Annotated in this window: 19 protein-coding genes and 1 pseudogene; 8 read left to right on the top strand and 12 right to left on the bottom strand. The window is 60.0% G+C overall.

Annotation, left to right across the window (positions count from 1 at the left end; genetic code table 11):
* Positions 1-38: 38 nt before the first annotated feature.
* From HKN06_13370 to HKN06_13355, 4 genes are all read right to left on the bottom strand, one after another.
* Positions 39-401: a DUF423 domain-containing protein gene (locus HKN06_13370; protein NNF62301.1), complete on the bottom strand. Its 363-nt coding sequence runs from the start codon at positions 399-401 to the stop codon at positions 39-41.
* Positions 402-531: 130 nt separating this feature from the next.
* Positions 532-1,608, bottom strand: coding sequence for a ketoacyl-ACP synthase III (locus HKN06_13365; GenBank protein NNF62300.1), 1,077 nt, complete (start codon positions 1,606-1,608; stop codon positions 532-534).
* Positions 1,609-1,696: 88 nt separating this feature from the next.
* Entirely contained in the window at positions 1,697-2,506 is an 810-nt protein-coding gene (locus HKN06_13360; protein NNF62299.1) for a PEP-CTERM sorting domain-containing protein, read from the bottom strand.
* A 142-nt stretch (positions 2,507-2,648) separates the two neighbouring features.
* Positions 2,649-3,521, bottom strand: a complete 873-nt coding sequence (locus HKN06_13355) for a hypothetical protein (protein ID NNF62298.1) — start codon at positions 3,519-3,521, stop codon at positions 2,649-2,651.
* 97 nt (positions 3,522-3,618) lie between these two features.
* Between HKN06_13355 and HKN06_13350 the strand changes: the two genes are divergently transcribed.
* Complete coding sequence (locus HKN06_13350) at positions 3,619-4,281, top strand: SAM-dependent methyltransferase (GenBank protein NNF62297.1); 663 nt, start codon at positions 3,619-3,621, stop codon at positions 4,279-4,281.
* A gap of 422 nt (positions 4,282-4,703) precedes the next feature.
* Positions 4,704-4,904, top strand: a pseudogene (locus tag HKN06_13345) (dodecin domain-containing protein).
* A gap of 223 nt (positions 4,905-5,127) precedes the next feature.
* Here HKN06_13345 and HKN06_13340 read toward each other — a convergent pair.
* Positions 5,128-5,517 carry a zf-TFIIB domain-containing protein gene (locus HKN06_13340; protein NNF62296.1) on the bottom strand — a complete coding sequence of 130 codons (390 nt, stop codon included), beginning with the start codon at positions 5,515-5,517 and terminating at the stop codon, positions 5,128-5,130.
* A 128-nt stretch (positions 5,518-5,645) separates the two neighbouring features.
* Between HKN06_13340 and HKN06_13335 the strand changes: the two genes are divergently transcribed.
* The 3 genes from HKN06_13335 to HKN06_13325 all read left to right on the top strand — a co-directional run bounded on the left by HKN06_13335 (position 5,646) and on the right by HKN06_13325 (position 8,964).
* Complete coding sequence (locus tag HKN06_13335) at positions 5,646-7,358, top strand: AMP-binding protein (GenBank protein NNF62295.1); 1,713 nt, start codon at positions 5,646-5,648, stop codon at positions 7,356-7,358.
* A complete protein-coding gene (locus tag HKN06_13330; protein NNF62294.1) occupies positions 7,355-8,437 on the top strand; it encodes an opine dehydrogenase in 1,083 nt (360 codons plus the stop codon). The genes HKN06_13335 and HKN06_13330 overlap by 4 nt, the downstream gene beginning before the upstream one ends.
* 86 nt (positions 8,438-8,523) lie before the next feature.
* Complete coding sequence (locus HKN06_13325; protein NNF62293.1) at positions 8,524-8,964, top strand: hypothetical protein; 441 nt, start codon at positions 8,524-8,526, stop codon at positions 8,962-8,964.
* Between the two features lie 38 nt (positions 8,965-9,002).
* Here the strand turns inward: HKN06_13325 and HKN06_13320 are convergent, their stop codons facing one another.
* The 4 genes from HKN06_13320 to HKN06_13305 are packed head-to-tail and all read right to left on the bottom strand — an operon-like array spanning position 9,003 to position 13,569.
* Positions 9,003-10,856 (bottom strand): hypothetical protein, encoded by a 1,854-nt coding sequence (locus tag HKN06_13320; GenBank protein NNF62292.1) that lies wholly within the window; start codon positions 10,854-10,856, stop codon positions 9,003-9,005.
* Positions 10,853-12,532 (bottom strand): hypothetical protein, encoded by a 1,680-nt coding sequence (locus HKN06_13315; protein NNF62291.1) that lies wholly within the window; start codon positions 12,530-12,532, stop codon positions 10,853-10,855. Before HKN06_13315 ends, HKN06_13320 begins: the two co-directional genes overlap by 4 nt.
* Positions 12,507-13,322, bottom strand: coding sequence for a hypothetical protein (locus tag HKN06_13310; GenBank protein NNF62290.1), 816 nt, complete (start codon positions 13,320-13,322; stop codon positions 12,507-12,509). Before HKN06_13310 ends, HKN06_13315 begins: the two co-directional genes overlap by 26 nt.
* A 40-nt stretch (positions 13,323-13,362) precedes the next feature.
* A complete protein-coding gene (locus HKN06_13305; GenBank protein NNF62289.1) occupies positions 13,363-13,569 on the bottom strand; it encodes a hypothetical protein in 207 nt (68 codons plus the stop codon).
* 228 nt (positions 13,570-13,797) lie between these two features.
* On the opposite strand from HKN06_13305, the gene HKN06_13300 reads away from it, so the two are divergent.
* Positions 13,798-14,514 (top strand): hypothetical protein, encoded by a 717-nt coding sequence (locus HKN06_13300; GenBank protein ID NNF62288.1) that lies wholly within the window; start codon positions 13,798-13,800, stop codon positions 14,512-14,514.
* Positions 14,515-14,584: 70 nt separating this feature from the next.
* Positions 14,585-14,767 carry a hypothetical protein gene (locus HKN06_13295; GenBank protein ID NNF62287.1) on the top strand — a complete coding sequence of 61 codons (183 nt, stop codon included), beginning with the start codon at positions 14,585-14,587 and terminating at the stop codon, positions 14,765-14,767.
* 397 nt (positions 14,768-15,164) lie between these two features.
* Here the strand turns inward: HKN06_13295 and HKN06_13290 are convergent, their stop codons facing one another.
* From HKN06_13290 to HKN06_13280, 3 genes are read right to left on the bottom strand one after another with little or no spacing between them, the layout of a single operon-like run.
* A complete protein-coding gene (locus HKN06_13290; GenBank protein NNF62286.1) occupies positions 15,165-16,910 on the bottom strand; it encodes a thiamine pyrophosphate-binding protein in 1,746 nt (581 codons plus the stop codon).
* Positions 16,895-18,592, bottom strand: a complete 1,698-nt coding sequence (locus HKN06_13285) for a hypothetical protein (protein NNF62285.1) — start codon at positions 18,590-18,592, stop codon at positions 16,895-16,897. The genes HKN06_13290 and HKN06_13285 overlap by 16 nt, the downstream gene beginning before the upstream one ends.
* A 22-nt stretch (positions 18,593-18,614) precedes the next feature.
* Entirely contained in the window at positions 18,615-19,370 is a 756-nt protein-coding gene (locus HKN06_13280; protein ID NNF62284.1) for a nuclear transport factor 2 family protein, read from the bottom strand.
* A 426-nt stretch (positions 19,371-19,796) separates the two neighbouring features.
* Between HKN06_13280 and HKN06_13275 the strand changes: the two genes are divergently transcribed.
* The coding region (locus tag HKN06_13275) for a multicopper oxidase domain-containing protein (GenBank protein NNF62283.1) at positions 19,797-22,926 on the top strand (3,130 nt) is incomplete at its 3' end.

Here is a 22,926-nt window from a genome sequence, read left to right as displayed (position 1 = left end):
TTTCAGGTAGCAACCTGTCTCAGCAACAGGCCGCACCGTTACCGGTGTAACGCGCCAACGGCAAGGGCAATCCAGCCCGCTATGAAACACACGCCGCCAATCGGCGTGATGGCGCCGAGCCAGCGTTCGCCGGTCATTACCAACGCATAAAGACTTCCAGAGAACACGACGATACCGACGACGAACAGCCAGCCGGCAGCACTGGTCCAGCGACCGGGACGGCGCGCCGTCTGCCAGCCGACAGCGAGTAAAGCCAGCGCGTGATACATGTGGTAGCGCGCGCCGGTTTCAAAAGTGTCGAGCAGGTCCGGGCCGACCCGGGATTCCATTCCGTGTGCGCCGAATGCCCCTGTGATTACCGCGAGTGCGGCCAGGATCGCGCCTGCTGCAAACCAGTTCATGGTTGCAGACCGGTCGGCAGAGGCGGGCACAGTATCGAGCGGGGATTTATGCGCTGGTCCTCAGTTTGCGGGCTGAAGCGGGCAGGGTTTTGTCACTGGCATAGCAGCGTCAAGGCTGGTTCGACGCCGATCAGCTGCGTGCCTGGAAAAAGGCGACGGCATCGGCAATCAGTTCGGGGCCGGTTTGTTCACAGGGCGGCAGTTCGGCCGCGGAAGTGCCGAGTGGTTCGGTGCGTTCGCCCCAGCGCAGGATGGCGGAACCCCAGGTCAGCCCGGCGCCGAACACCGGCATCAGCAGGGTGGTGCCCGCCTTGATATGTCCCTGCTCCAGCGCCTCGACGATAGCGATGGGAACCGTAGCCGCGGACGTGTTGCCGTACTCGGCGATGTTCTTGAACACGCGGTCGTCGTCGATCCCCAGGTGATGCGCCAGCGAATCGATGATGCGTTCATTGGCCTGGTGCGGAATGACCAGGTCAATGTCATCGGCACTCATGCCGGCATCGGCGAGAACCGTGGTGCAGGCGGCCGCCATGCCGCGCACCGCGTGACGGAATACCTCGCGCCCGTCAAAGCACATGGTGAAATGCGTGGGGTCATCGCCAAAGCGGTCCATCACGGTGCCGAAATCAGGAATCATCAGCGCATCTCCGGCTTCGGCCTCGCAGCCGAGATGGGCGCGTATCACTCCGGCTCCGTTATCTCCGGCCTGCAGCACAACGGCGCCGGCACCATCACCAAACAGAACGGCCGAATCACGCTGGGTCCAGTCGAGGTACCAGGTGAGCCGCTCGGCGCCGACCAGCAGTACCGGCTTGTCGGGGTAGTTGTTCAGGTGATCGTCGGCAATTTTCAGGCCGTAAACGAAACCCGTGCACCCCGAGTTCAGATCAAAAGCGGCAGCGGACTTGTTGCCAAGTCGCTGCTGCAGGCGTGATGCGGTATTGGGTATAAGCAGGTCCGGGCTGGCGCTGGCGAAAACAATCATGCCGATGTCATTGGCGTCGAGGCCGGCGGCAGCCAGCGCCTGTTGCGCAGCTACCAGCGCCAGTTCGCTGCAGTTGACGTGACTGATGCGCCGCGCATGGATACCGGTGCGTTCGACAATCCACTCATCGCTGGTATCCATGATGGCGGCGAGATCGTCGTTGGTCAGGACCGCCGGCGGCAGGCACTTACCCCAGCCGGTTATCTGTGCATTGGGCATGCCCCGATATTAGCGCAGGTGCACCGCACCAATCTGACAGCCGATAAAGGCGTGGCAGGGACGTTAACCCGGGTCTGGTCGGTTGGCGTTACCAGTGATTCCGTCTGCGCCTGTGAACCAGCGTCAACGCGAGAAGTCCAATCCCGAGCAATAACAACACACCGGGTTCTGGTGCGGCCTGGCGATCTTCAAAAAATGCCAGCGCCTCGTAGTCACCGCCCAGGTTGGCAATAAAGCTCGCCAGTCCGGTCAACGGGTCGATCGAGTAAAGAGACTCACTGGCCTCATCGATCATGTACAGCAGTCCGCCGATCAGGTCGAAGGTAAGCCCCTGCTCGTCGACAATGTCTACTCCCAAACCAGCGCCGACTGCCGTAATTGATCCGTCGCCGAGGTTATAAGTCACCAGGGAATCGGAGACAGGATCTACGCCATACAGCACGTCAGACAAGTTGAAGGCGATAGCACTGATATCGCCGCTGTTGCTGCCGATCAATCCCATAGTTCCGTCACTGGTGTCGACGGTGAACAGCTCTGAATTTGCGTCATCGGCCAGATAGAGCTGGTCCAGGCTGTCAAAAGCGAGTCCGCTGTCGCTGATGCCCTGGCTGAGCGCGATAGTTGAAGAGATGGCCCCGGTATTTCGGTTGATGATAACGAGTGAATCAGTGTCATTGTCGGAGCCATACAGAACGCCGGAACTGTCCAGTGCAAGCCCGTCAATATCGTCGCCGCCGGTCGCTCCGATGACGGCTATTGCTCCGGTTGCGAGGTTTATTGTTACCAGGTTCTGAGTGCTCTCCTGGATAGCGTAGGCAAAAGGCACGGCGAGTGACGCTGCGGGCAGCAAACCCGCGACGGCGACGAGGATTGAAGCTGCAAATTTTTTGGCGATCATTGAGGAGTACCTCGCAACAATGCGATGTGGCACCCGGATGCAGCAATATTGGTGCCAGCCTCAGGTTATTATTGATAAAAATCATAGAGTTAGTCTATTTCCAAGTTTGTCACAAAATGTAAAGAAAGCTGACAGAACGGCGTCAGTTACGGCCTGAGCGGTAACGCAGGCCGATGGCGCCGAACGGCGCGGGATCGACATCGGCAGCGAGCCGGCTGCCGTTGGCGGCCGACGTAGTAAGGCTGCGGTTGAAGCCACCGGCCAGCGTTGCCACCAGCTGCCAGCGCGAGTCGAGGCGCCAATGCAGTTCGGCGCTCAGGCGAAATTCCCGTGTAAACGTGTCGAAGTCGCGGCCGGTATCGCTATCCAGCACGCGCCAGCGCCTGCCGGCCGGGTACAACCGGAATTGTGCAGCCCAGCGCCCGCCGCCATCCCAGTGCAGGCGGGTGAATGGCACGATCAGCGCGAGCTGCCAGTGAGGAGTCAGATCTAATTCCACGCCAGCCACCGGGTAGAGCGCGGCTTTGCCAAAGCTGTAATCGTAAGCGGCGCCGTATACCAGCGTGCGGCGATCATCGAGTGCTTGTCGCGCAATGGCAGCAGAGGAATAAAACATTTCATCGGCATGCCAGTTCACGTCGGCGGCCCGATTGGACGAGACAGCGCGTGTTGCGGCAAGTCGCAACAGCCAGTCACGCACTTCACCTTTAACCCGCCATTGCGGACGCAGGCTGAACTGGTACAGGTCCAGGTTAGCGCCAATTTCTTCGTCGACTTCATAGTTGCGGTAGCCAAGATCCAGCCCGATAGCAAACCCGCTGCTGCCCGGGTACCAGCTGCCGCTGAAGGCGCGTTCCACCATCACCAGTTCGTTGGCGACTCCCGGAGTGGCGTAATCGGCATCGGCAAAACCGCCAATTCCGGCGCACCACCCGGCGGGTGGCGCGATGTGATAGTCCGGTACTTCGCAAGCCGGTGCGGCGACACCGGGGCAAAGCGCCAGGAACAGGAACACTTGGCAAGAGGATGGCCAGCGCATATCTCAAGTCTAGACGCTGGCGCGACGTGGTGGCAGAGGTGCGCGATAATGCGCGCAGCAGTGAGGAGTGCGCATGTCACGCAAAGCCAATTTTCTCGATGAACCTCTTTATGACTACCTGGTCTCGGTATCGGTGCGTGAGGATGAATTACTCGCGCGATTGCGCGCAGAGACAGCCCCGATGCAGATGGCGACCATGCAGATCGCACCCGACCAGGGGCAGCTCATGGCGCTGCTTGCCAGTTTGACTGGCGCGAGGCGGGCGATAGAGGTTGGTGTGTTTACCGGGTACAGCAGTATCTGCGTGGCACGGACCCTTCCGTCTGATGGCCATTTGCTGTGCTGCGATGTGAGCAAAGAGTGGACATCAATCGCGCAGCGCTACTGGAAGGAGGCCGGTGTGGCCGATCGCATCGAGCTGGTGCTGGCCCCTGCGAGTGAAACGCTGCAACGCCGCCTCGATGCCGGTGCGGCCGGCAGCTACGACTTCGCTTTTATCGATGCCGACAAGGAAAACTACGACAACTACTATGAGTTGTGCCTGCAGCTGCTGCGTCGTGGCGGGCTGCTCGTGTTGGACAATGTGCTGTGGTCGGGCCGGGTTATGAATGCTGACAAAGAAGATGCCGAGACACAGGCCTTACACGCGCTGAATCAGAAGTTGCATGCGGACGAGCGGGTTGATGTCAGCCTGCTGCCGGTGGCTGACGGGTTGTACCTGGCGCGCAAGCGCTAACCTGTCGTCTGCCAGGCCGGCCCGGCTCCCCGGTCTTGCTTCGGCGGGGCATTCAAACGGGAATCCCCGGTGTCTAAATCAGCGCGGCGCAGATGCATGTCCGGCGATGGCGTCGCCGTCGTAGCGACAGCTGCGCGAATCCGCCCGGCAACCGACTGGTCAAAAGCGGCGGAATGGCGCGATCGAAGTTCCGCGAGAGGATGTCGATATCCAGCCGGAAGTGCCTGCATCGCGTGGTCAGCCTGTAGTGCGATGTGAACTCGTGCAATTGTCGGGTCACTGCTTCCGGCGCGCGCCCGAGGGCATATCTGGAAGTAACCGGTTACTCGCCGAACACCCGGAGCAGACTGCGTCACAGTTTCTGTTATGTTGGTAAGAGCGGCGTCATACCGGCGCCGCCGGCAATTACTAAGGAGTGATCAATGGCCAGTGTTTACAGGGTTACAGAAATCGTCGGGACCAGCACCCGTTCGTGGGAGGACGCGGCCAAGCGGGCTGTTGCGACAGCCGGCAAGGCATTGCGCGAGCTGCGTGTTGCCGAAGTAAGTGCACTCGACATGACGATAGAGGACGGCAAGGTGAAATCCTTCCGGACAAAGGTCAACCTGTCGTTCAAGTACGATCCGGAGCCGGTCGCGGCAGCGGCAGCGGAACCTGCGCCAAAGGCAGCAGCCAAGAAGAAAGTCGTGAAAAAGAAGACGACCAGGAAAAAGAAGGTCGCAAAGAAACGTCCAGCCAAAAAGCGCGCAACACGAAAGAAGGCAAAACGGAAAAAATCACGGCGCTAACGAGAGAGAAAAGTTTAAAGTGGGGCAGTTCGGTGAACTGCCCTGTTTTTTTGCCCGCCTATTTTTTCAGCAGCCTGCCGATGCTGCCGGAAAACAGGTCGGCAAGCAGCTCGCTTACGCTGTGCTGTTTGTACTGGCTGAATTCGCCGGCATCAAAGAACGCGCCATAGCAAACGGTGCACGCTTCGTAATGAATATCGGGCCGGTCGCGGTCGACCATACCGATCATAACGGTGTGGCAAACAGGGCAGCTGCAACGGGTCGTCTGATCGAGAATCTTCTCGACGCGTGGCTCACCCGTATCGATAGTCTCGGAGCCTTTCAGTTCCTTGAGCACCTCATGTTCGAGCATGTCGAACCAGATGCCTTTGCAGCTGATACAGCGGTCTACCTCGACAGTCTTGTAGGCCACCGACTCCATCGCGTTGTCGCATTTAGGGCACTGCATGCCGTTCTCCCCGCTTCGCGTTCGCTTGCGATAATACAGCGAAAAGAGGTCGTTCCGGTGCCGCAGGACATGGCTACGTAGTAGTCCCGATTGTACCGACTGGCATGCTTGACTAGCGTGGTGTGGTTATGGGAAACGCAGGTTGCAGCTATTTCCATCGCGGTGGCAGCCAGCCGCTGCTGGGAGAAACTATTCCGCAGCACTTTGCGGCCGTCGCGGCGCGCCACCCTGAAAACGAGGCGATTGTTTCGCTGCCGCAGGATGCGCGGCTGACGTATGCCGGGCTCGCGGCGCGCGCTGACGAGCTGGCGCGCGGGCTGGTGGGCCTGGGCTTCAGCAAGGGTGATCGGGTCGGGATCTGGTCCACCAACAACCTCGAGTGGTTGCTGGTGCAGCTGGCAACGGCACGTGCAGGCATCATCCTGGTCGATATCAACCCTGCCTACCGCGCGGCCGAGCTCGAGTACGTGCTGAAAAAATCGGACGTGCAGGCTGTTTTTGCCATCCCGTCATTTCGCAAGACGGATTACGTTGCGATCCTGCGGCAGCTGGTGCCCGAGCTGGATAGCCGGCAGCCGGCTGAACTGGCCAATGCGCGTTTGCCTGCACTGCGCCGGGTAATTGTCTACGACCCGGCCGGGGCCGACCGAACGCAGCGCCCGGCGCCCGGTTTCACTACCTGGCAGGAAGTGCTGGCAGCCAGTGATCAGGTCAGCGTCGCGCAGCTTGACGCCATTACGGCGACACTGGATATCGATGACGCCATCAATATCCAGTACACATCCGGCACGACCGGGTTTTCAAAGGCGGTGGTGCTGACGCACCACAACCTGCTGAATAACGCGTATTTTTCGGCGCTGGAAATGCGCTTCTCGGCAGCCGACCGGCTGTGTGTGCCCGTTCCGTTCTTCCACTGTTTTGGCATGGTGCTGGCCAACCTGCTTTGCCTGTCCGTTGGGGCCTGCATTGTGCTGCCCGGCGAATACTTCGAACCACTGCCGGTGCTGCGTGCGGTTGCAAAGGAGCGCTGCACGGCACTGCATGGCGTGCCGACGATGTTTACGGCTGAGCTGGAGCAGCCGGAATGCCGCGAGCTGGATTTGTCCAGCCTCCGTACCGGCATCATGGCCGGCGCACCTTGTCCCCCGGCACTGATGCGCCGGGTCATGCAGGATCTGCACTGTCCTGAAATTCTCATCGGTTATGGCCAGACCGAGGCATCGCCTCTGACACATATCACCTCGCGTGATGACACGCTCCAACGACGAGTCGAGACGGTCGGTCGAAACCTGCCGCACCAGGAAGTAAAAATTGTCGATACCGAGACCGGACAGACGGTGGAACATGGTGCAGCCGGCGAGATCTGTTTTCGCGGGTACCACGTGATGAAAGGTTACTACGGTGACCCGGAAGCAACGTCCAAAGCGGTGGACGCAGATGGCTGGCTGCACTCCGGCGACCTGGGCTGCATGGATGAGGAAGGCTATGTGCGTATCACCGGACGTCTCAAGGATATGGTCATCCGTGGTGGTGAAAATCTCTACCCGAGCGAAATCGAGGCGGCGATACTCGAACACGCGGCCGTGGCACAGGTGGCAGTGTTTGGCGTGCCCGACGACTACTATGGCGAGGAAATGATGGCGTGGATCCAGCTTCATGCTGGCGCCCAATGCAATGAAGAGCAGCTGCGGGCTCACTGCCGTGAGCGGCTGGCGCACTTCAAGGTGCCGAAGTATTTGCAATTTGTCGATGAGTTTCCGATGACGGTTACCGGCAAGCTGCAGAAGTTCAGGATGCGTGATATTGCTGTTGAGCAGATGAAGAAATCGGAGGCGGGATGAAAATCGCAGTACTTGGGTCTGGTAACGGGGGCTGTGCAGTTGCATTTGACTGTGCGCAGCATGGTCACACGGTCAGCCTGTTCGATTTTGAGCCATTCCCGGACAATATCGCCGCAGTGCAGGACGCCGGCGGTATACACAGTGAAGGTGAGCTGGAGGGGTTTGCCGAGGTGGCCTATGCCGGCCATGACATCGCGCAGGCGCTCGACAGTGCCGACCTTATTTACGCTGTCGGGCCGGCCTACAGCACCAGGCCGTTTGCGCATGACTGCAAGCCGCACCTGCGTCCGGGGCAGATAGTCATTGTCTGTCCGGGCTCCAGCGGCGGCGCGATCGAGTTCAAGAACGCGGCCGGGCTGGAGCTTGGTGGTGCCGAGCCGCTGGTCGCCGAGACATCAACTTTGCCCTATGCCGTGAGGATTACCGAGCCCGGCAAGATCAGGGTTTTTCTCAAGCTCCGCGGCGGGTTGTACCTGGCAGCGTTGCCGGCCAGCCAGACGCGCAGGGCAGTCGATGCAATCAGTGACGTTTACCCGATGACCCTGCCGGCCGCCAACGTTTTTCAGACCAGCCTGCAGAACGGCAATCCGGTAATACACCCGACGATCACCCTGCTCAATACGGCGTTGATCGAACGCACCCACGGTGATTTCTGCTTTTACGAGGACGGCGTGACCGAGTCAGTCGGCCGGTTGCTGGAAACTGTGGACCGCGAGCGCATCGCCATCGGCCACGCGTTGGGGATCGACGTGATACCCGATCCGACGCTTGGTTATACGCAGGGCTACATGTCGGATTCCACTTATGACCTGGGTTACTCGCAGGCACCGGGTTTCCGGGGAATCAAGGCGCAGAGCACCCTTGATAACCGCTATTTCCACGAAGATGTCGGCTTCGGCCTGGTATTCCTGCACGACCTGGCGCGGCAGGTTGGTGTTGCAACGCCCGCTATTGACGCGATCATCACGCTGGTTTCTATCGTGATGGATCGGGATTACCTGCATGATGCGCCGCGCACGATGGCAACGCTGGGGCTGGATGGGAATTCCGCGGCGGAGTTGCACCGGCTGGTGGCCTGAATCCCGGCACATTCCCTGCGTTACTACTATACTGTGCCAATCCGCCCGGGTGGCGGCCAGCATTATTCATACAGCAAGAGATCAAAATGGGATTAGCAGACTTCAGTAACCTCGTCGAGGCATTTTCGGGCAGCAAACCGAACTCCGAGCAGCTGCGCCAGTTGCGTAACGAGGTTGCCCTGGTGACTTTGGCACGTGCAACCAGTGCAGATACCAACATTCATCCGTGCGAAATCGAAACCGTGCAGAGAATGCTGAAAAAAATCACAAACGAAGATATCGATGCCGGCGAAATACGCCTTGCGGCGAAGTCCGGCCTGTTCGAAAAAGCGCCACTAAGCCGCTACCTCAACCGGGCCGCGCGCCAGCTGGAAGATAGCGATCGTCTCGATATCGCCCGTGCTCTGGCCGAGGTTATTCGCAGCGATGTGCGGATCAGCCCGTTCGAAACGGCATTTTTCGACATGGTGGCCGATGCGTTGCGGTTGACCCCGTCGCAGCTGGTTGGCCTGGCCAGCGACGACTAGGTTCGCCAACGTCTCAACATGACCGATGCGAGGCAGGCCTATTGTCTGCCCGGCCCGGGTGGCAGCAGGAAAAACTCCCTCATAATGGCAAGGTCGGCGTTGTCGACAAAGTTGTTCCCATCGAGATCCATGTTGGGCGTCGCCGTAAGAAAGTACTGCCGCATGATCGTCAGGTCTGCAACATCGACGATGCCGCTCTGATCGAAATCAGGATCGCAGCGGTTGCCGAAGGCGTCATCGTCGGTGTTGGCCTGGTCGGGGTTAGAGTGCTCGGGGCAGTTATCTGCTTCATCCGGGTAGCCATCCAGGTCATAGTCGGCTGCGGTAGTGGAAAATATCGCGTACGAATAAAAACCCGTCTGTCCCAGGCTGTCGAGGTAAGTGCCCCGGTGTCCACGGTCAAGCGTATCGCGCAGCGTGACGTTGTTGACTGCATAGGGACCGTCAAGCCGCGATCCGGCAATGGCCGAACCCGCGAAACGCAGGGTTGCTGTTTGTATGCCTCGCGTGGCACTGAATGTCGTGCGGGCAGCGCGTATTTGTACGCCCTGCGGACTGTCCAGTGAAGCGCTGATTGTTCCGAGGCAGGAGGAGAGTATCAGGCATTCAAACTGCAGGTCGATGTCCAGGAAATCGATAATTCCATCGTCGTCTTCATCGATCAGCCTCGCCATCAGGCCTGGCAGAATCGTAAAGTGAGGGCGCAGCAGATCATATTCTGTGCTGCCATCGCCGTGCACGCGATAAGGATTTGACGGCCGCGGAGCAAGCCTGTCCACCTCGGTCGTAAGGCCGTCATCGGTAATTTCGAAGAGCGTTGTATATTTGCTATACGGTCCGTCGACGCCAAGATATTCGCGAATCTCCTGCGCCGTGAAGCGCACCTCGGTATCTACAATGCTCTGGTAGTCGTACGACCGGGCTTTCTGGCGCTTGCACAGTGCTCTTTCGTTACTGGCCTCAAGACAGGCCTGCACTTCCCACAGGCCTTCAATGTAGCTGTTGTCGATCGTGGAAGTGAATTCAATATTATCAACGAAATCCTGGAGACCATTGATGCCGTACGGATTCCCGGGATGATAGTTGACTCTTTCAAATGCACCGTACCGAAGGGCGGCCGTTTTCCGGACTTCAAATGACGTGAAGGCGCTGAGGTTGTCCTGTGGGGTGACTACTGTGGCTTCAGCGACGAAATCCTTCCCGGTCCTGTTGGCACTGAAACCGGGTATGGTGCCGGTGTAGAGACCATCTCCTGCCACAACGTCAGGTGGACTCCCGTTATCGTACAACTGCGCATTGCGCAGTGGACTATCACGGTCACCGGCCCTGTAGACATCGACCGTAACGACCGCATTACTGACCGGCTGCCCATCTCGCATGACTGGCACGACGGCAAGAAAATCCTGCCATGCGTTATACAATGAATGGCTGGTGGTGATCGCAGCAATCGTGCCGCCGGAAACCGTGCTGGTTACGTAACCGCTTGCCGTCTCGATGCCGGCCGGCAGCGTGACCGCAATTGTCCAGTTGCCCGCCAGGTGATTTGTACGGTTGAATCTTGCGTGGTGTGCCGTACTGAATGCGCTGGCGCCCAGCGGTGGCGGATCGGTATCGTTCTGATCAGATATCTGGACTTCGGCTGCTGCGACATCATTGCCGAGCGGATCGGTTATGACTATTTCCAGCGCGTTGTCGCTGGTGACCTGCAGCGACAGCTCACTGCCGGGTGATACCTGGAGCTGAAAGGTCTCGCTGCTGAATGCCTGATCGAGCTCGAAACCACTGAAACTGCCATTGGACAAGGTCAGGCTAGTCGAGCCGGTCATTGCCATAGCATTCGAAATGTACAGGATGGCCGGCGCGAGAGTCGCGATGATGAATGCCCGCATCATCGTACTGTCCAGTCCAGAACGCCCGTCAATGGATCCTGCGCGTCGAGCGCAATTGCGGCGCCGTTCTGTGGTGAGGCAACACTCATGTGATGCCACGCGCCGATACCTTCCAGCAGTGGGTACAACGCGGCACTGGCGACAGGAACAACAGCGTCGTTAGGTTCGGTAGTCGTGTTGAGCGTCGTCCTGATGGTGACCAGGTCAGGCGCGTTGAACACCGGGTCTACCTGCACCTCGACCGACTGCAGGCGACCGACCAGGTTGTACATGATGTTCGCCGCTGATGTTCCACCCGGAAATCCGGCCGCCTCGGCAACATCGAGGGCAAAGTCAGCGTCGCCATCGGCATTAGTGGCGATCGATGCGGCCTGAGTGGAGTAAATATGACTGGCCTGAACCCGGTCCCAGGCGCGTTGGGCAGTCAGGTCACAATAATACGAGCCTTCAAACTTGCCGGCTGCAAAGGCCAGCAGAGCACCAAACTCCGGTGCCGGGTTGGTGTTGCCCCACAAAACCCTTCTTTGCGCCACGCCCAGGTCGGCGAGCAAAGAGCCGCGATGCGGGGTGTTCAGGGTGACCAGGGAATCGACCGACAGTGAGGCGCTGACCGGCTGGCCGTCCATTTCACCGATAGCGACCGGCAACGGTTCGACAAAGAGTGAAGCGATAAACGCGCGACCATCGAGCCCGCCCTTGCTGTGCCCGACAATCCTGACGGTGCGGGAGCCATAGGATTCTGCAATCGATGTTATTTGCTCGCGCAATTGCCTGACGCTCTCGACAACGCTGTTGTTATAGGGCTCCTTCGTGCTGCAGGTAGCCCAGTCAGCCGTGAGCGTGGCAGGAAGCGGCAGCTCTGACAGGTTAACGCTTTCTGTAATCAGGCCTTCCGATTCGAGTCCGGCCGCCAGCCCGGCCATCGAAGCGGCATTGCTGCGGATACCGTGTACGACAACCACCGGGGCCGTGGCTGCAAACTGCAGGGCAATCCAGTCGATCTTGACATACCACCAGTTGCAACCCACGCCGCCATCAGATAGCAGGACACCGGCATTGAGGGTATCGACTTCGATAGTGATGGTGTTCTCGGCAGTCTGTCCGGGTGCTGCCGGGAACTTCAGCTCCGAAATCGGAATCTCGAATTCGTTTACCTGCCAGGCGCTGTCGTAACCATTGAGCGTTCCGATTAATGCCCCATTCAGCAGCACCCGGTCGTTTTCGGGCCAGAGTTCATCGACGATACGATCGCCATCGCAGTCGCCTGCCACGTCCCACCCGCGGTCGCCGGCTCGTTGTGTTCTGTCGCCATACCCCTGGTTGGTCGCGGTTGCGATGTCGACATCGTATGCCAGCACCCTGAGGGTTGCGGTGGCTGACAACAGGCCGCGCTCTACGAGCTCGTCCGGAGACAGCAGATAGCCGTCGGCATCGGTGGGCGCGACGTATCGCCGTATCGGCAGGGCAACCACGACCGGTCCTTCGTAGCCATGGATTTCGCTGTCCAGCAATGGCGCCTGGTCGGAAACGACAAAGTCTGAATCTGGCGGCTGAAAAGCCTCGAAACTGATACCGTCTCCACGCCACTCAGGGAAATCGGGAAGGGCTTTCGCATCCGGGACGGCGCACAGCACCGCCAGCATGGGCAGGGTGCTAATTACTACTTCGAATCGGTACATCACTACTCCTTGTGCAAGGCAGCTTGTCCACACGGCCGGCCAGCTGCTGGTTCGCCAGCTTTGTCCGGTACACGTCATGGGCTGCATCCTGGAAGCGATCCGTCGCTTCATCAGTGGGGCGCAGGCTGATCTCGATCGACCCTGCCGGCGAGGCGCGAACGTCATACAGGAGTTCGCAATACCAGTGCGGGCGTTGATGCCGTGGCTTGTTGAACGGCCCGAACAGGTGGTCTCGTATGGCGCGTATCCGGATGGCGGCAGTTGCGCCCGGCGCGGCTGCTGCCGGCAGCTCGTTCTGCCAACCTTCATCCAGAGAGCTGAGAAAATCGCTGCATTCCTTCACCAGCGCCGATGGCGCGAAGCCGAGATCTGAAAGGAACCCAGCCATCTGTCTTTTGCTGACGGCGAGCACCGGCTTTCGCGGGCGACTGTCAGCTGCTGCCCTGCAGTGGGCTGGCGAGTACTTCGAGCCGTCAAGGTCATCCGCAGAAATCTGTTTTACCGAATCACATAGCTTTGGGTTGTTGTTGTATATCGCGCTTTCGAAATAGCATCGCGAGCGAGTGAGCGCGATTTGCTCGCCAGGAGGATTCAGGGCCCATTCGCCGTATGCTCGTGCATCTATCCTGCTGCACAACTGATACATACCGCTGTCCCGCGCGATAGCGAGGTAGCTGCGCTCTTTCTCGCTGGATTTGAGCAGCCGGCCATCACCCTCGTTGCAGCCGGAGTGCGGCCCGTCGCATGCCGAAAGTGCTGTGCCGAGCAGGATGAATATAATGAGCTTCATGACACTTGTTCCCTATTGCCGGCCGGGCAGGGCGACACCATCAGCCGGACTGTACCGCTTTGATCCACAGCGGCAGCAAGTCATCGCAGCCCCTGGTCTCGAAACGCTGCCCGCCGGGTTCGATTATCAGCCGCATGGTAACCGGGTTTTCATGTAACGGGTTCGCCAGACCGCATGCCGGACCAGCTGGCGATACGGGCGCGCCGGCCAGCGTAACAGCGGCAAGCAATGGCGTGGCGGGCATCATGAGAGCCTCCTGGCTGATCAGTGCATCCTTTCATCAGGCCTCAGAATATCTGCAGCTGCGGAAACCCGGCAATACGCATAAAGCTGCCAAACCTGCGGAAAAGGTGATTGCGCAAGAGTCTGCTGCAGTGCGGGTTTGCATCAGTGGGAACGGGGAGTCGTGGAACTCCACGATAGACAGCGCGAGGGCTGCGTCGCAGTATTTCCGGTGAGGCCGTTCACCGGAGGCATGATGAAAATATATGCGGCGATCCTGTTATGCACCGCCATGTGTGCGGTTCCTGCCGGTGTATCTGCCGAACCGGCAGATAAATCGTTGCCCGAGTCCGCGGCGCGGATGCATGACTATCTGGCGGCAGTCAGCCAGATAAAGGATGCAATCATTCGCGGCGATTTGCCTGGCACTCATGAGCCGGCACGGTGGCTGGCGGAACATGCGGCGCCCGAAGAGACCCCGGCTGGCTGGCATTCTCATGTCGAAGGAGTGCGAGTCGCGGCCCGCTCAATGCTCACGGCAAAGGATTTCAGGGCTGCTGCCATGCTGGTAACTGAAATGGCAGATACCTGCGGCGCGTGTCATGAGGGAAACAGGGTAACCAACAACTTTGCCGTGCCGCCCGCGCCGGGCGATGAACTTGCCGCAGTGGCTCACATGCAACGGCATGGGTGGGCTGCCGACCGCATGTGGGAAGGGCTGATCGGCCCGTCCGATGTAGCCTGGCAACAGGGTACCGAGCTGTTGCTGGAGACTCCGCTGGCAGCTCATGAGATGGGGACCGATGACAATGGTGCATTTCGCATCCGGCGCTGGGCCATGCGTGTGCACGAGCTGGCTGCTGACGGACGGCTGGCAGAAGACCCGGGCCAGCGGGCCGACATCTATGCCGAGTTACTCACCATATGCGCGGCGTGTCATCGCCGGCTGGGGCGCGGTCCACAGCGGTAGGTACTAGCCCGAATTGTGACGGCAGCAGGGCAGGGTCTAACCTGAGCGTGGGAAACCGCAGGAGGGTGCTATGGAAATTCTGTTAGCCCTGGTTGTTATTGCTTTCGCATTCCCGCTTATGGTTCTGGCTTCGCCGTTACTGCTCTATGTGGTGCCACTGGTGGTTGTTGGCCTGGTCATCAGCTACATCGTGCGTGGACGTGAGCATCGCGGCAAACTGTGGCACTGGCATCATCGCGAAGATCACACCTGAAGCAGCTCACACGAGAGATGGTCGCAGGTAGTCGCGGCTGGAAGCCGCTCCCACGAAGGCCGAAGAACCTCTCGCGTGGTGCCAACGATCGCCTGTAGGAGCGGCTTTAGCCGCGAACCCCATCCAAAACCCGCCACAGGGTTTGCACCTGGTCGCAGGTAGTCGCGGCTGGAAGCCGCTCCCACAGCCGCGCCCACGAAGCCCGAAGATTCTCTCGCGTGGTGTTAAAGATTCCCTGTAGGAGCGGCTTTAGCCGCGAACCTCATCCAAAACTTGCCACAGGGTTTGCACCTGGTCGCAGGTAGTCGCGGCTGGAAGCCGCTCCCACAGCGCACCCACAGCCGCTCCCACAGCCGCACCCACAGCCGCACCCACAGCCGCTCCCACGAAGCCGCTGCTACATTGATAAGGAGCCCTCGCGGAAGTCGGTGCGGTCCAGATGTGCATTGACCAGCACCGGCGAACCGCTGCGGGCGTGGTGCTGCGCTTCCTGCAGTCTCAAAGCCGTCTGGCTGGCCTGCGTCAACAGGACAGCCTTGCCACCCAGTGCCTCCGCAACGCTGTGATAATCGCTTCGCGCCAGTACCGTGCCGACATCGTCGCCCAGCATTTTTACCTGTTCGCGCGCAATTTGTGCCCAGCTCGCATCATTGCCGACAACGGCAATAACCGGCAGGGCATGACGCACAAACGTATCGAACTCAGCCAATGAGTAGCCTACCGAGCCATCGCCGAACAAAGCCCAGACCTGGTGATCGGGTTTGCACAATGCTGCACCGAGCGCGAAGCCGGCGCCGCAGCCCAGCGTGCCAAACGCGCCGGGATCGAGCCAGCACAGCGGCGCACGCGGTCGTACGATATACGATGCGGTACCAACAAAATCACCGCCGTCAGCAACGATTACGCTGGCATCCGGCAGCTCGGCATCGATGGTGCGGCAAAGCGCAACCGGATTGATATGGTCGCCCGTAACGGCTGCATTGACATCGATTTCCTTTTCTCGTTCGGTGTCGCGTTCGGCCAGCTTCATTTTCCACTCACGCCAGCGATCATCGCTGGTAACCGGCAGTGCATTGGCGAGCCCGCGAATGAACGCCCCGCCATCGCCGGGCACGCTGATATCGGGGCGCCGGTTCTGGCGCAGGTCATGGCGGCTGCGATTGGCCGAGATAAGCCGCGCCCGGCGCGATACCTGCCGGCCATAATCGAGGCGAAAATCACACGGTACGCCGGCCAGGATTACCAGGTCTGCCTCGCGCAGCGCTTTGCGTCGCTGGTGCCGGCGATGCAGCACATGCGCAGCGCCAAGCAGGCCACGGGCCATGCCTGACAGGTACACCGGGATACCGATGCGCTCGACCGCTGCCGCTACAGCGGACGCCTGACCGGCGTCAACCAGCGCCTGGCTGCCGATGACCATCACCGGGCGTTGTGAATTTTCCAGCGAACGTGCTGCGCGATTGATTTTCTGAGTCGAAGGTTGTGGCGGCATGATGGCGCTGAGCGCAATTTCGGGTTCGGCACCGGCGCCGGCGAACAGCCGTCGCGAATGCCGCTGCAGCCACGCGCGCACCAGCCTGTCGGCTATGCCTGAGCCACGCGGCGTACTTGCCGCATACCACTCGCGTACCGTTGCTTCGTCATACAGCAGATCGACCGGACACTCGACGAATACCGGCCCGGGTATGCCGCTGCGGGCCGTGTCCAAAGCGCGCTGCACGGTAGGTGCAAGGTCACGCACAGTTTTGACAGTGGCAGCCCATTTTACGTGTGGACGCACCAGCGCCATCTGGTCGATATCCTGCAGCGCGCCGCGCCCTTTCAGCGCGGTGGCGGTCGCACCACCAAGAATTACTACCGGAGACTGCGCCATCTGGGCGTTCTTTATTGCCGTGATGGTGTTGGTTACGCCGGGCCCCGCCGTGACAGCAGCCACGCCGGGTACGCCGGTCAGCCGGGCGACCGCATCGGCGGCAAATACGGCGGTTGCTTCGTGGCGTACGTCGATGACACGGATACCGGTGTCTTTGGCGGCCTTGAGTATAGGCGAGATGTGCCCGCCACAGAGGGTAAACAGAAACTTTACGTCATGTGCCCTGAGTACCTGGGCAATGTGGTGGCCGCCGTTCATGTGTTGGTCCATTTCAGGTGGAAATCAGAGCCGGTCACAACTGCAGCCGACACCGTTTCGGGGGCGGGGTTGTCCGGTACGATGATCTGTGCCGGTGTGTTCGCCAGCAAGTCCCGCCGGATATCGATACCGGGCATTACGGCACGCAAGGTTAATCCCTCCGCAGTCAGCTCCAGTAGCGCCAGGTCGGTAACGTACATTATCTTCTTGCCACGTTGCAGCCCGTGAGTGCCACTGAACGTTATTTGATCCACCTGTTCGAGCACTTTCGGTTGCCCCGGCTGCAGCAGTCGCAGGCGCTCGCCGTCAATCGATACTTTTGCGCCCTGCATCCATTTACCAATGAACAGAACCGTGCGCGCCGAGTCGATAATGCTGGGTGCGCCGCCGGGTCCGACGTAATCGAGCATGCGCGGGCCGCGTTTTGACAGGTTGATGTTGCCGTGCTGGTCCAGTTGCAGGAAGCCCAGCATTGCGGCATCGAGATGCCGGCGATAGTGGTGGAACATCCATGCCGACGATTCCAGCCGCAGCGGGTTGATGGCTGCGCCGAAAAAAACCCCCGGTGCAGGCAAACCGCCGTACGGCCCGGACTCGGTAGTGAAAGTAATCTGCTCGTGAACCCGGCTGTCATATAGCGTGCGGCAGACTTCCTCGGCAAGGCCAACTCCGATGTTGACCGTCGCGCCGGCGGGCACATTGCGGGTGAATGCACGCGCGCCAAGTCGTCCCAGCGCGTGATCGACCCGGCTGCGGTGGGGCGTGATGCGTAGTGTTTCGTTGATGAACTTCAGCCGGGTAATGGCCTCGTGCTCGTCTTCACTGGCACCAGCGGTGAACATGCGCCATGCCTTGCGTTGCGGTACCGAGCCTGTCTGTTCATTGTGCGGGTTAATAACGATGACGTCGACTTCATCGGCGCGCAGGCCAATACGCTGATCATCACGTTCAATCAGGCCAGCGACCGCGGCACAGGCGATGCCACCATTGCGACGTGCGGCGCGTGCTGCCTCGATGTTTTCCGTGATTGTCGCGGCCTCATCGAAGTAGATATTGCCGTCGCGGTCTGCATAAGGCGCGTTGAACAGCGCAACATCAATCAACGGCAGCGTATATTCGAGTTCCTCTCCGGCCGGTGTTACCAGGCTTTCCGCGGGTGTAACCGCCGAACCGGCTGCAACCCGGGTGTCGAGAAACGATCCCACGCCCGTTGTGCTGTGCACGGTGTTATCACCGCGTCCCTGGGCTTCGATCACGTGGGTCATTTCGCCCTGGGCCATGGTGTGCAGCTCGAGCTTGCCGGCGTCGGCCAGATGCAGCATGGATTTTGCGGTTTCGGTGTGACCGGCGATGTAACGCGTGACCAGGCCGTCGATGCCGACTTCTTCTACGGTGCCGGGTACCCGGCCGCGACCACCCTGGCCGCCGACCGAAATCCAGGTCAAACCGTGCGGGCCGGCCCCCGATTCGAAACGCTCGCGTATTGCCCACAGGAATATCGAACAACGGGCGTTGCCGGAAATGCCGCAGCTGATCACGCAGGCGCCATCCCTGATAAGCCCGGCCGCCTGACGTGCCGTCATGAACTTTGGCGACAACGGTTCCGGCGGCAGGTAGTCCGTATCGCGCCGGCTCCAGGTCAGGCGCCAGCGCAGGATGTGCGCAACGATCTTTGCCTTATCGAGGTAGTTCATACCCCAATAATAGCGCCTGCTGCTATTGGGCCGGGGCGAATACCGTCAGCGATTTGAGGTCGACGCCGTCTTCGGCAGCTGCCGCGGTTCCCTCTGGCGAGCCGATAAAGCCCTGCAGCTGCTGCAGGTTTGATACAGCAATGGCAAGGCCAGTGTGGTTGGCATCGGCCGTGTCCTGGAACAGCTGCACACTGGCTGCGCCGTTGGCCAGGAACTGGTCGTGGCGGCTGTTCTCGCCGCGCCAGGCGCTGAGCCATTTGCCAGCATCAGCTACGTCGTGAGTGATGAACATGGCCACGTCTGCCGACGCCGGCGCAACGGGCAGGTCGCTGTTCCAGATGTCGCTGCTGATCCGCCACTGGCCATCGACCTTGCGCCAGACTTCAATGAACTTGCCGCGGTCAACTTCATTGTTGCCGGCCTTCAGGTGGTAAGTGCCGATGTTGTAGCCGATATCACCGGCCATGCGTGCCTCAAGCGTCTTCAGCTCGCCAGACAGGCCAGCCTCGATCATCCCGCCAAAGGCGTCTCTGACCGCTGCGGTGCCCTGGGTGAGTTCCGCATTGGGCGCCATCACGCGCGCGTCGCTGGTGTAAAAGCCGACCAGAGTTTCGGTGTCTTTACCGTTTAGCGCTGCCTGCCATTTTTTCGACAAAGCGATGATGGCACCGGCACTTTCGGAGCCGGCCGGCAAGGCTGCTGCAGGCGCGTCCGACTCGGGGGCACTGCAGGCGCTCAAGACCATCAAAACCGACAATACTGACACTGCTTTAATCATCTGAATCCCCTGATGCAAGAACGGGCCAGCCGCCGGGCTGGTTATGGCTGCAAGGGTAGCAGAGCACAGCTGACAGGATCGCCTGCGGCAGTCCGGATCGGCTCATTGCCGCGGTTTACCCGACGACGCTGACAGCGCCGCGCCAGACGCCAACCCGACACCCGAGCCGGGCGGCGCTCACCCGTCAGCGAGGCATTGTGGCAGCAATTTCGCGACCCCGTATCATGTCGGTTTACCTTACACCTTGTACCCGGTCTGCGCGCCGACCCCCGCCAGGGGTTACATAAGTAACTGATAGAAAGTGAAGCGACTCACATTTCTACGCTCAAAAACGGGAACCTGCTTTACATAGCCGTCTTTATACAGACAGACGGCCTCATTCTTGCAGCTTTCCAGGTGTTGAGCTTGTCCGGCACGGGTGTAACTATGATGAAGCATAAACCGCAATCCCTGGCGTTAGCGATCGCCAGGTTGGGAAGCGAGGGTTCTGTGAATTTTTCCACGTGGCTGGCGCTGGCAGCCGTGACAATTATGCTTTTTTCGCCGGTGGCGGCGGACACGATAGCCATTGGAGCCGCGGCCGACAACACAATCTACGAGAACATTCCGCAAAATACCTGCGGTGCCGGGGAGGAAATTTATGCCGGCCAGAATGGCGGCCAGTCACCACGCCGGGCGCTGTTGCGTTTCGATCTGGCGGCCGCCGGTATTCCTGCCGGTAGCGTCATAAACCGGGTGGTGCTGACACTCTGGATGAATCAGACCTCGGACAGCGAGCCACGGACGATGCAGCTGCACCCGCTGACACGCGCCTGGGGCGAAGGCTCGGTCAACTGCGGTACCCCTGGCGGTTCCGGCGCCGGCGCTGATGCCGGAGATGCAACCTGGCTGGCGGCTCAGTACGACCCGGGTGACCCACTGAACAACAACTGGACGAGCCCGGGTGGTGATTATGCTGCCGCCAGTGGCAGCGCATCGGTCAGTGAGCAGGAGTCCGATGCGATCTGGGACAGCGCCGATGCAGGCAACGGTGCAATGGCCAGCGATGCGCAGGCGTGGCTGGATGACCCGGCTGGCAACTACGGCTGGATCCTGATCGGTGCCGAGGGAGCGGGCCTGGCGCAGACGGCACGACGGTTCGACAGCAGGGAGAACACGAATCAGGAACCAGCACTTCTCATCGAATTCACACCGCCGGTGCAGCTTTTTGCCTGCTGTTTTACCAGCGGCGACTGCAGCGTGCTCGCTACCGATGACTGCGTCGCCGCTGGCGGCACTTCAGATACGGGAACCAGTTCGTGTGTGCCGAATATGTGTCCACAACCGGCCGGCGCGTGCTGTAACCTGGATGAGTCGTGCAGCGACGGTGTTCAGCGCGATATCTGTGAGCTCCAGGGTGGCAGCTTCCAGGGATCAGGCAGCCAGTGCAGCCAGACCACCTTCGATTGCGGGCTGGAGCCTTTTGTCGATGCGTTACCGATACCCGGGATACTGGCACCCGTTGCAACCCGTGGCGACGGCGTCGAGCAATACGAAGTAACAGCGCAAACGGCCAGCCAGCAGCTGCACAGCGAGCTGCCACCGTCCACATTGTGGACGTATAACGGCAAGTACCCGGCCGACACCTTCGAGACCCGCGTTGGTGAACCGATCGAGGTGACCTTCATCAATGGCCTGCCACCGGGCGGTCACATGTTCGCGGTCGACGAATGTCCGCACGGACCAAACTACTACAGCAACTCATCGCGGGTTGTGACCCACCTGCATGGCGGCCACGTGCCGGCGCGTTTCGATGGTCAGCCTGAGTTCGCGATGCTTCCGGGTGAAATGGACGTCTACGAATACCCCAACGACCAGTTGCCCGGCATCCTGTGGTATCACGATCATGCGCTGGGCATTACCCGGCTGAATGTCTATGGTGGCCTGGCCGGTTTCTATCTGCTGCGCGATGACTTCGAGGACGGGCTTGGCCTGCCGGCCGGCGAATTCGAGATTCCGCTGGTCATCCAGGATCGCGACATCGACCTGTCCACGGGTCAGCTGAACTACCCGTCCAACCTGGTCAACGCATTCTTTGGCGACAAGGTACTGGCGAACGGCAAAGTATGGCCGGTGATGCAGGTGAAGCAGGGCAAGTACCGTTTCCGTTTACTCAACGGCTCACAGGCACGTACCTACGATCTGCGGCTGGAAAATCTCGCTGATCCCGGGCAGAGCATCCCGTTTACCCTGATTGGCGCCGATCTCGGGCTGATCACCGCGCCGATCCCGCTTGACACGATAACCATGGCCGCTGCCGAACGTCTCGACGTGATCGTCGATTTCGCCGGCTTCGCGCCGGGTACCGAAGTCGTGCTGCGTAATGACGAACCGACCGCGCCACGTGTGTTCAATGTGATGAAGTTTGTCGTCACAGCGGATACCGGGTTTACCGACCCGGTACCGGCACAGTTGCGGACTGTAACGCCAATACCCGAAGCCGATGCTACCCTGTCGCGCTGGTTCCGGCTGGAGAGAGTCGGCGAACCGTGCGCCGGTAACGAGTGGGTGATCCGTACGCTGGATGGGCCAGGCGGCACGCCGACCGGCGCGCAACGCTGGGATGACCTGTCTGAATTCGTGCAGCTCGGTACCACGGAAATCTGGGAATTTGAAAACCCGAGCTCGATGATGCACCCGGTGCACATCCACCTGGTCGCCTTCCAGGTGCTCGATCGCAGCTTGCTGAGTGACGGCAGCCTTCTGCCGCTGACGGCCTGGGAGCAAAACACCTGGAAAGATACTGTTCGTGTCGAACCGGGCACGCGGGTGCGGGTAATCGCACGATATGAAGATTTCCCCGGGCGTTTTGCCTATCACTGCCACATCCTCGACCACGAAGATCACGAGATGATGCGGCAGTTCCAGACCGTTAACGATCCACTGGCCTGTGATGGCGACGGTTTCTGCGAAGCTGGTGAAGATGGATTCAATTGCCCGGTCGATTGCCCCCAGGTCAGCGGCGCTGCCTGTGGCAACGGCCTGTGCGAAACCGGAGACGGTGAAGACTGCAACACTTGCCCGCAGGACTGCAACGGCGACGTCGACTTCTGTTGCGGCAGCACGGTTGGCTGTGATGACAGTCGCTGTATCGATACCGACAGCAATTATTTCTGCCGCGTCATGCCGCGCCTCGAGGCCACCTGTGGTGATCGCATGTGCGAAGGCCAGGAAACTTCAGCGAGCTGCCCGCAGGACTGCTCGGTGCCGGCGTGTGAGCCGACCGAGCTGACCGATGAACTGTCGTGCAGTGACGGGCTCGACAACGACTGCGACGGTACCGTCGATGCGAACGACAGCGATTGCCCGCTCGACAGCGACGGTGATGGCGTTGTCGATTCGGAAGACAACTGCATCCTGATTGCGAATGGCACCGTAATCGCCGATGCCGGTGGCAACAGCCAGCTCGATACAGACGGCGATGGTATCGGTAATGCCTGTGACCCGGATATTGGTATCCCTAATAACTGCACGGTGGATTTGGTCGACCTGAGCCTGATCAGGGAGTCGTTCCTGT

This window comes from Gammaproteobacteria bacterium, from assembly GCA_013003425.1.
Lineage (GTDB): Bacteria > Pseudomonadota > Gammaproteobacteria > Steroidobacterales > JABDKV01 > JABDJB01.
This window is presented reverse-complemented; position numbering and strand designations above follow the sequence as displayed.

Coding starts and splice junctions, on each gene's coding strand:
- HKN06_13310 (NNF62290.1), bottom strand. CDS start 13,322: ATGAAGCTCATTATATTCATCCTGCTCGGCACAGCACTTTCGGCATGC.
- HKN06_13335 (NNF62295.1), top strand. CDS start 5,646: ATGGGAAACGCAGGTTGCAGCTATTTCCATCGCGGTGGCAGCCAGCCG.
- HKN06_13295 (NNF62287.1), top strand. CDS start 14,585: ATGGAAATTCTGTTAGCCCTGGTTGTTATTGCTTTCGCATTCCCGCTT.
- HKN06_13300 (NNF62288.1), top strand. CDS start 13,798: ATGATGAAAATATATGCGGCGATCCTGTTATGCACCGCCATGTGTGCG.
- HKN06_13350 (NNF62297.1), top strand. CDS start 3,619: ATGTCACGCAAAGCCAATTTTCTCGATGAACCTCTTTATGACTACCTG.
- HKN06_13325 (NNF62293.1), top strand. CDS start 8,524: ATGGGATTAGCAGACTTCAGTAACCTCGTCGAGGCATTTTCGGGCAGC.
- HKN06_13370 (NNF62301.1), bottom strand. CDS start 401: ATGAACTGGTTTGCAGCAGGCGCGATCCTGGCCGCACTCGCGGTAATC.
- HKN06_13290 (NNF62286.1), bottom strand. CDS start 16,910: ATGGACCAACACATGAACGGCGGCCACCACATTGCCCAGGTACTCAGG.
- HKN06_13280 (NNF62284.1), bottom strand. CDS start 19,370: ATGATTAAAGCAGTGTCAGTATTGTCGGTTTTGATGGTCTTGAGCGCC.
- HKN06_13360 (NNF62299.1), bottom strand. CDS start 2,506: ATGATCGCCAAAAAATTTGCAGCTTCAATCCTCGTCGCCGTCGCGGGT.
- HKN06_13305 (NNF62289.1), bottom strand. CDS start 13,569: ATGATGCCCGCCACGCCATTGCTTGCCGCTGTTACGCTGGCCGGCGCG.
- HKN06_13320 (NNF62292.1), bottom strand. CDS start 10,856: ATGATGCGGGCATTCATCATCGCGACTCTCGCGCCGGCCATCCTGTAC.
- HKN06_13315 (NNF62291.1), bottom strand. CDS start 12,532: ATGTACCGATTCGAAGTAGTAATTAGCACCCTGCCCATGCTGGCGGTG.
- HKN06_13365 (NNF62300.1), bottom strand. CDS start 1,608: ATGCCCAATGCACAGATAACCGGCTGGGGTAAGTGCCTGCCGCCGGCG.
- HKN06_13285 (NNF62285.1), bottom strand. CDS start 18,592: ATGAACTACCTCGATAAGGCAAAGATCGTTGCGCACATCCTGCGCTGG.
- HKN06_13330 (NNF62294.1), top strand. CDS start 7,355: ATGAAAATCGCAGTACTTGGGTCTGGTAACGGGGGCTGTGCAGTTGCA.
- HKN06_13340 (NNF62296.1), bottom strand. CDS start 5,517: ATGCAGTGCCCTAAATGCGACAACGCGATGGAGTCGGTGGCCTACAAG.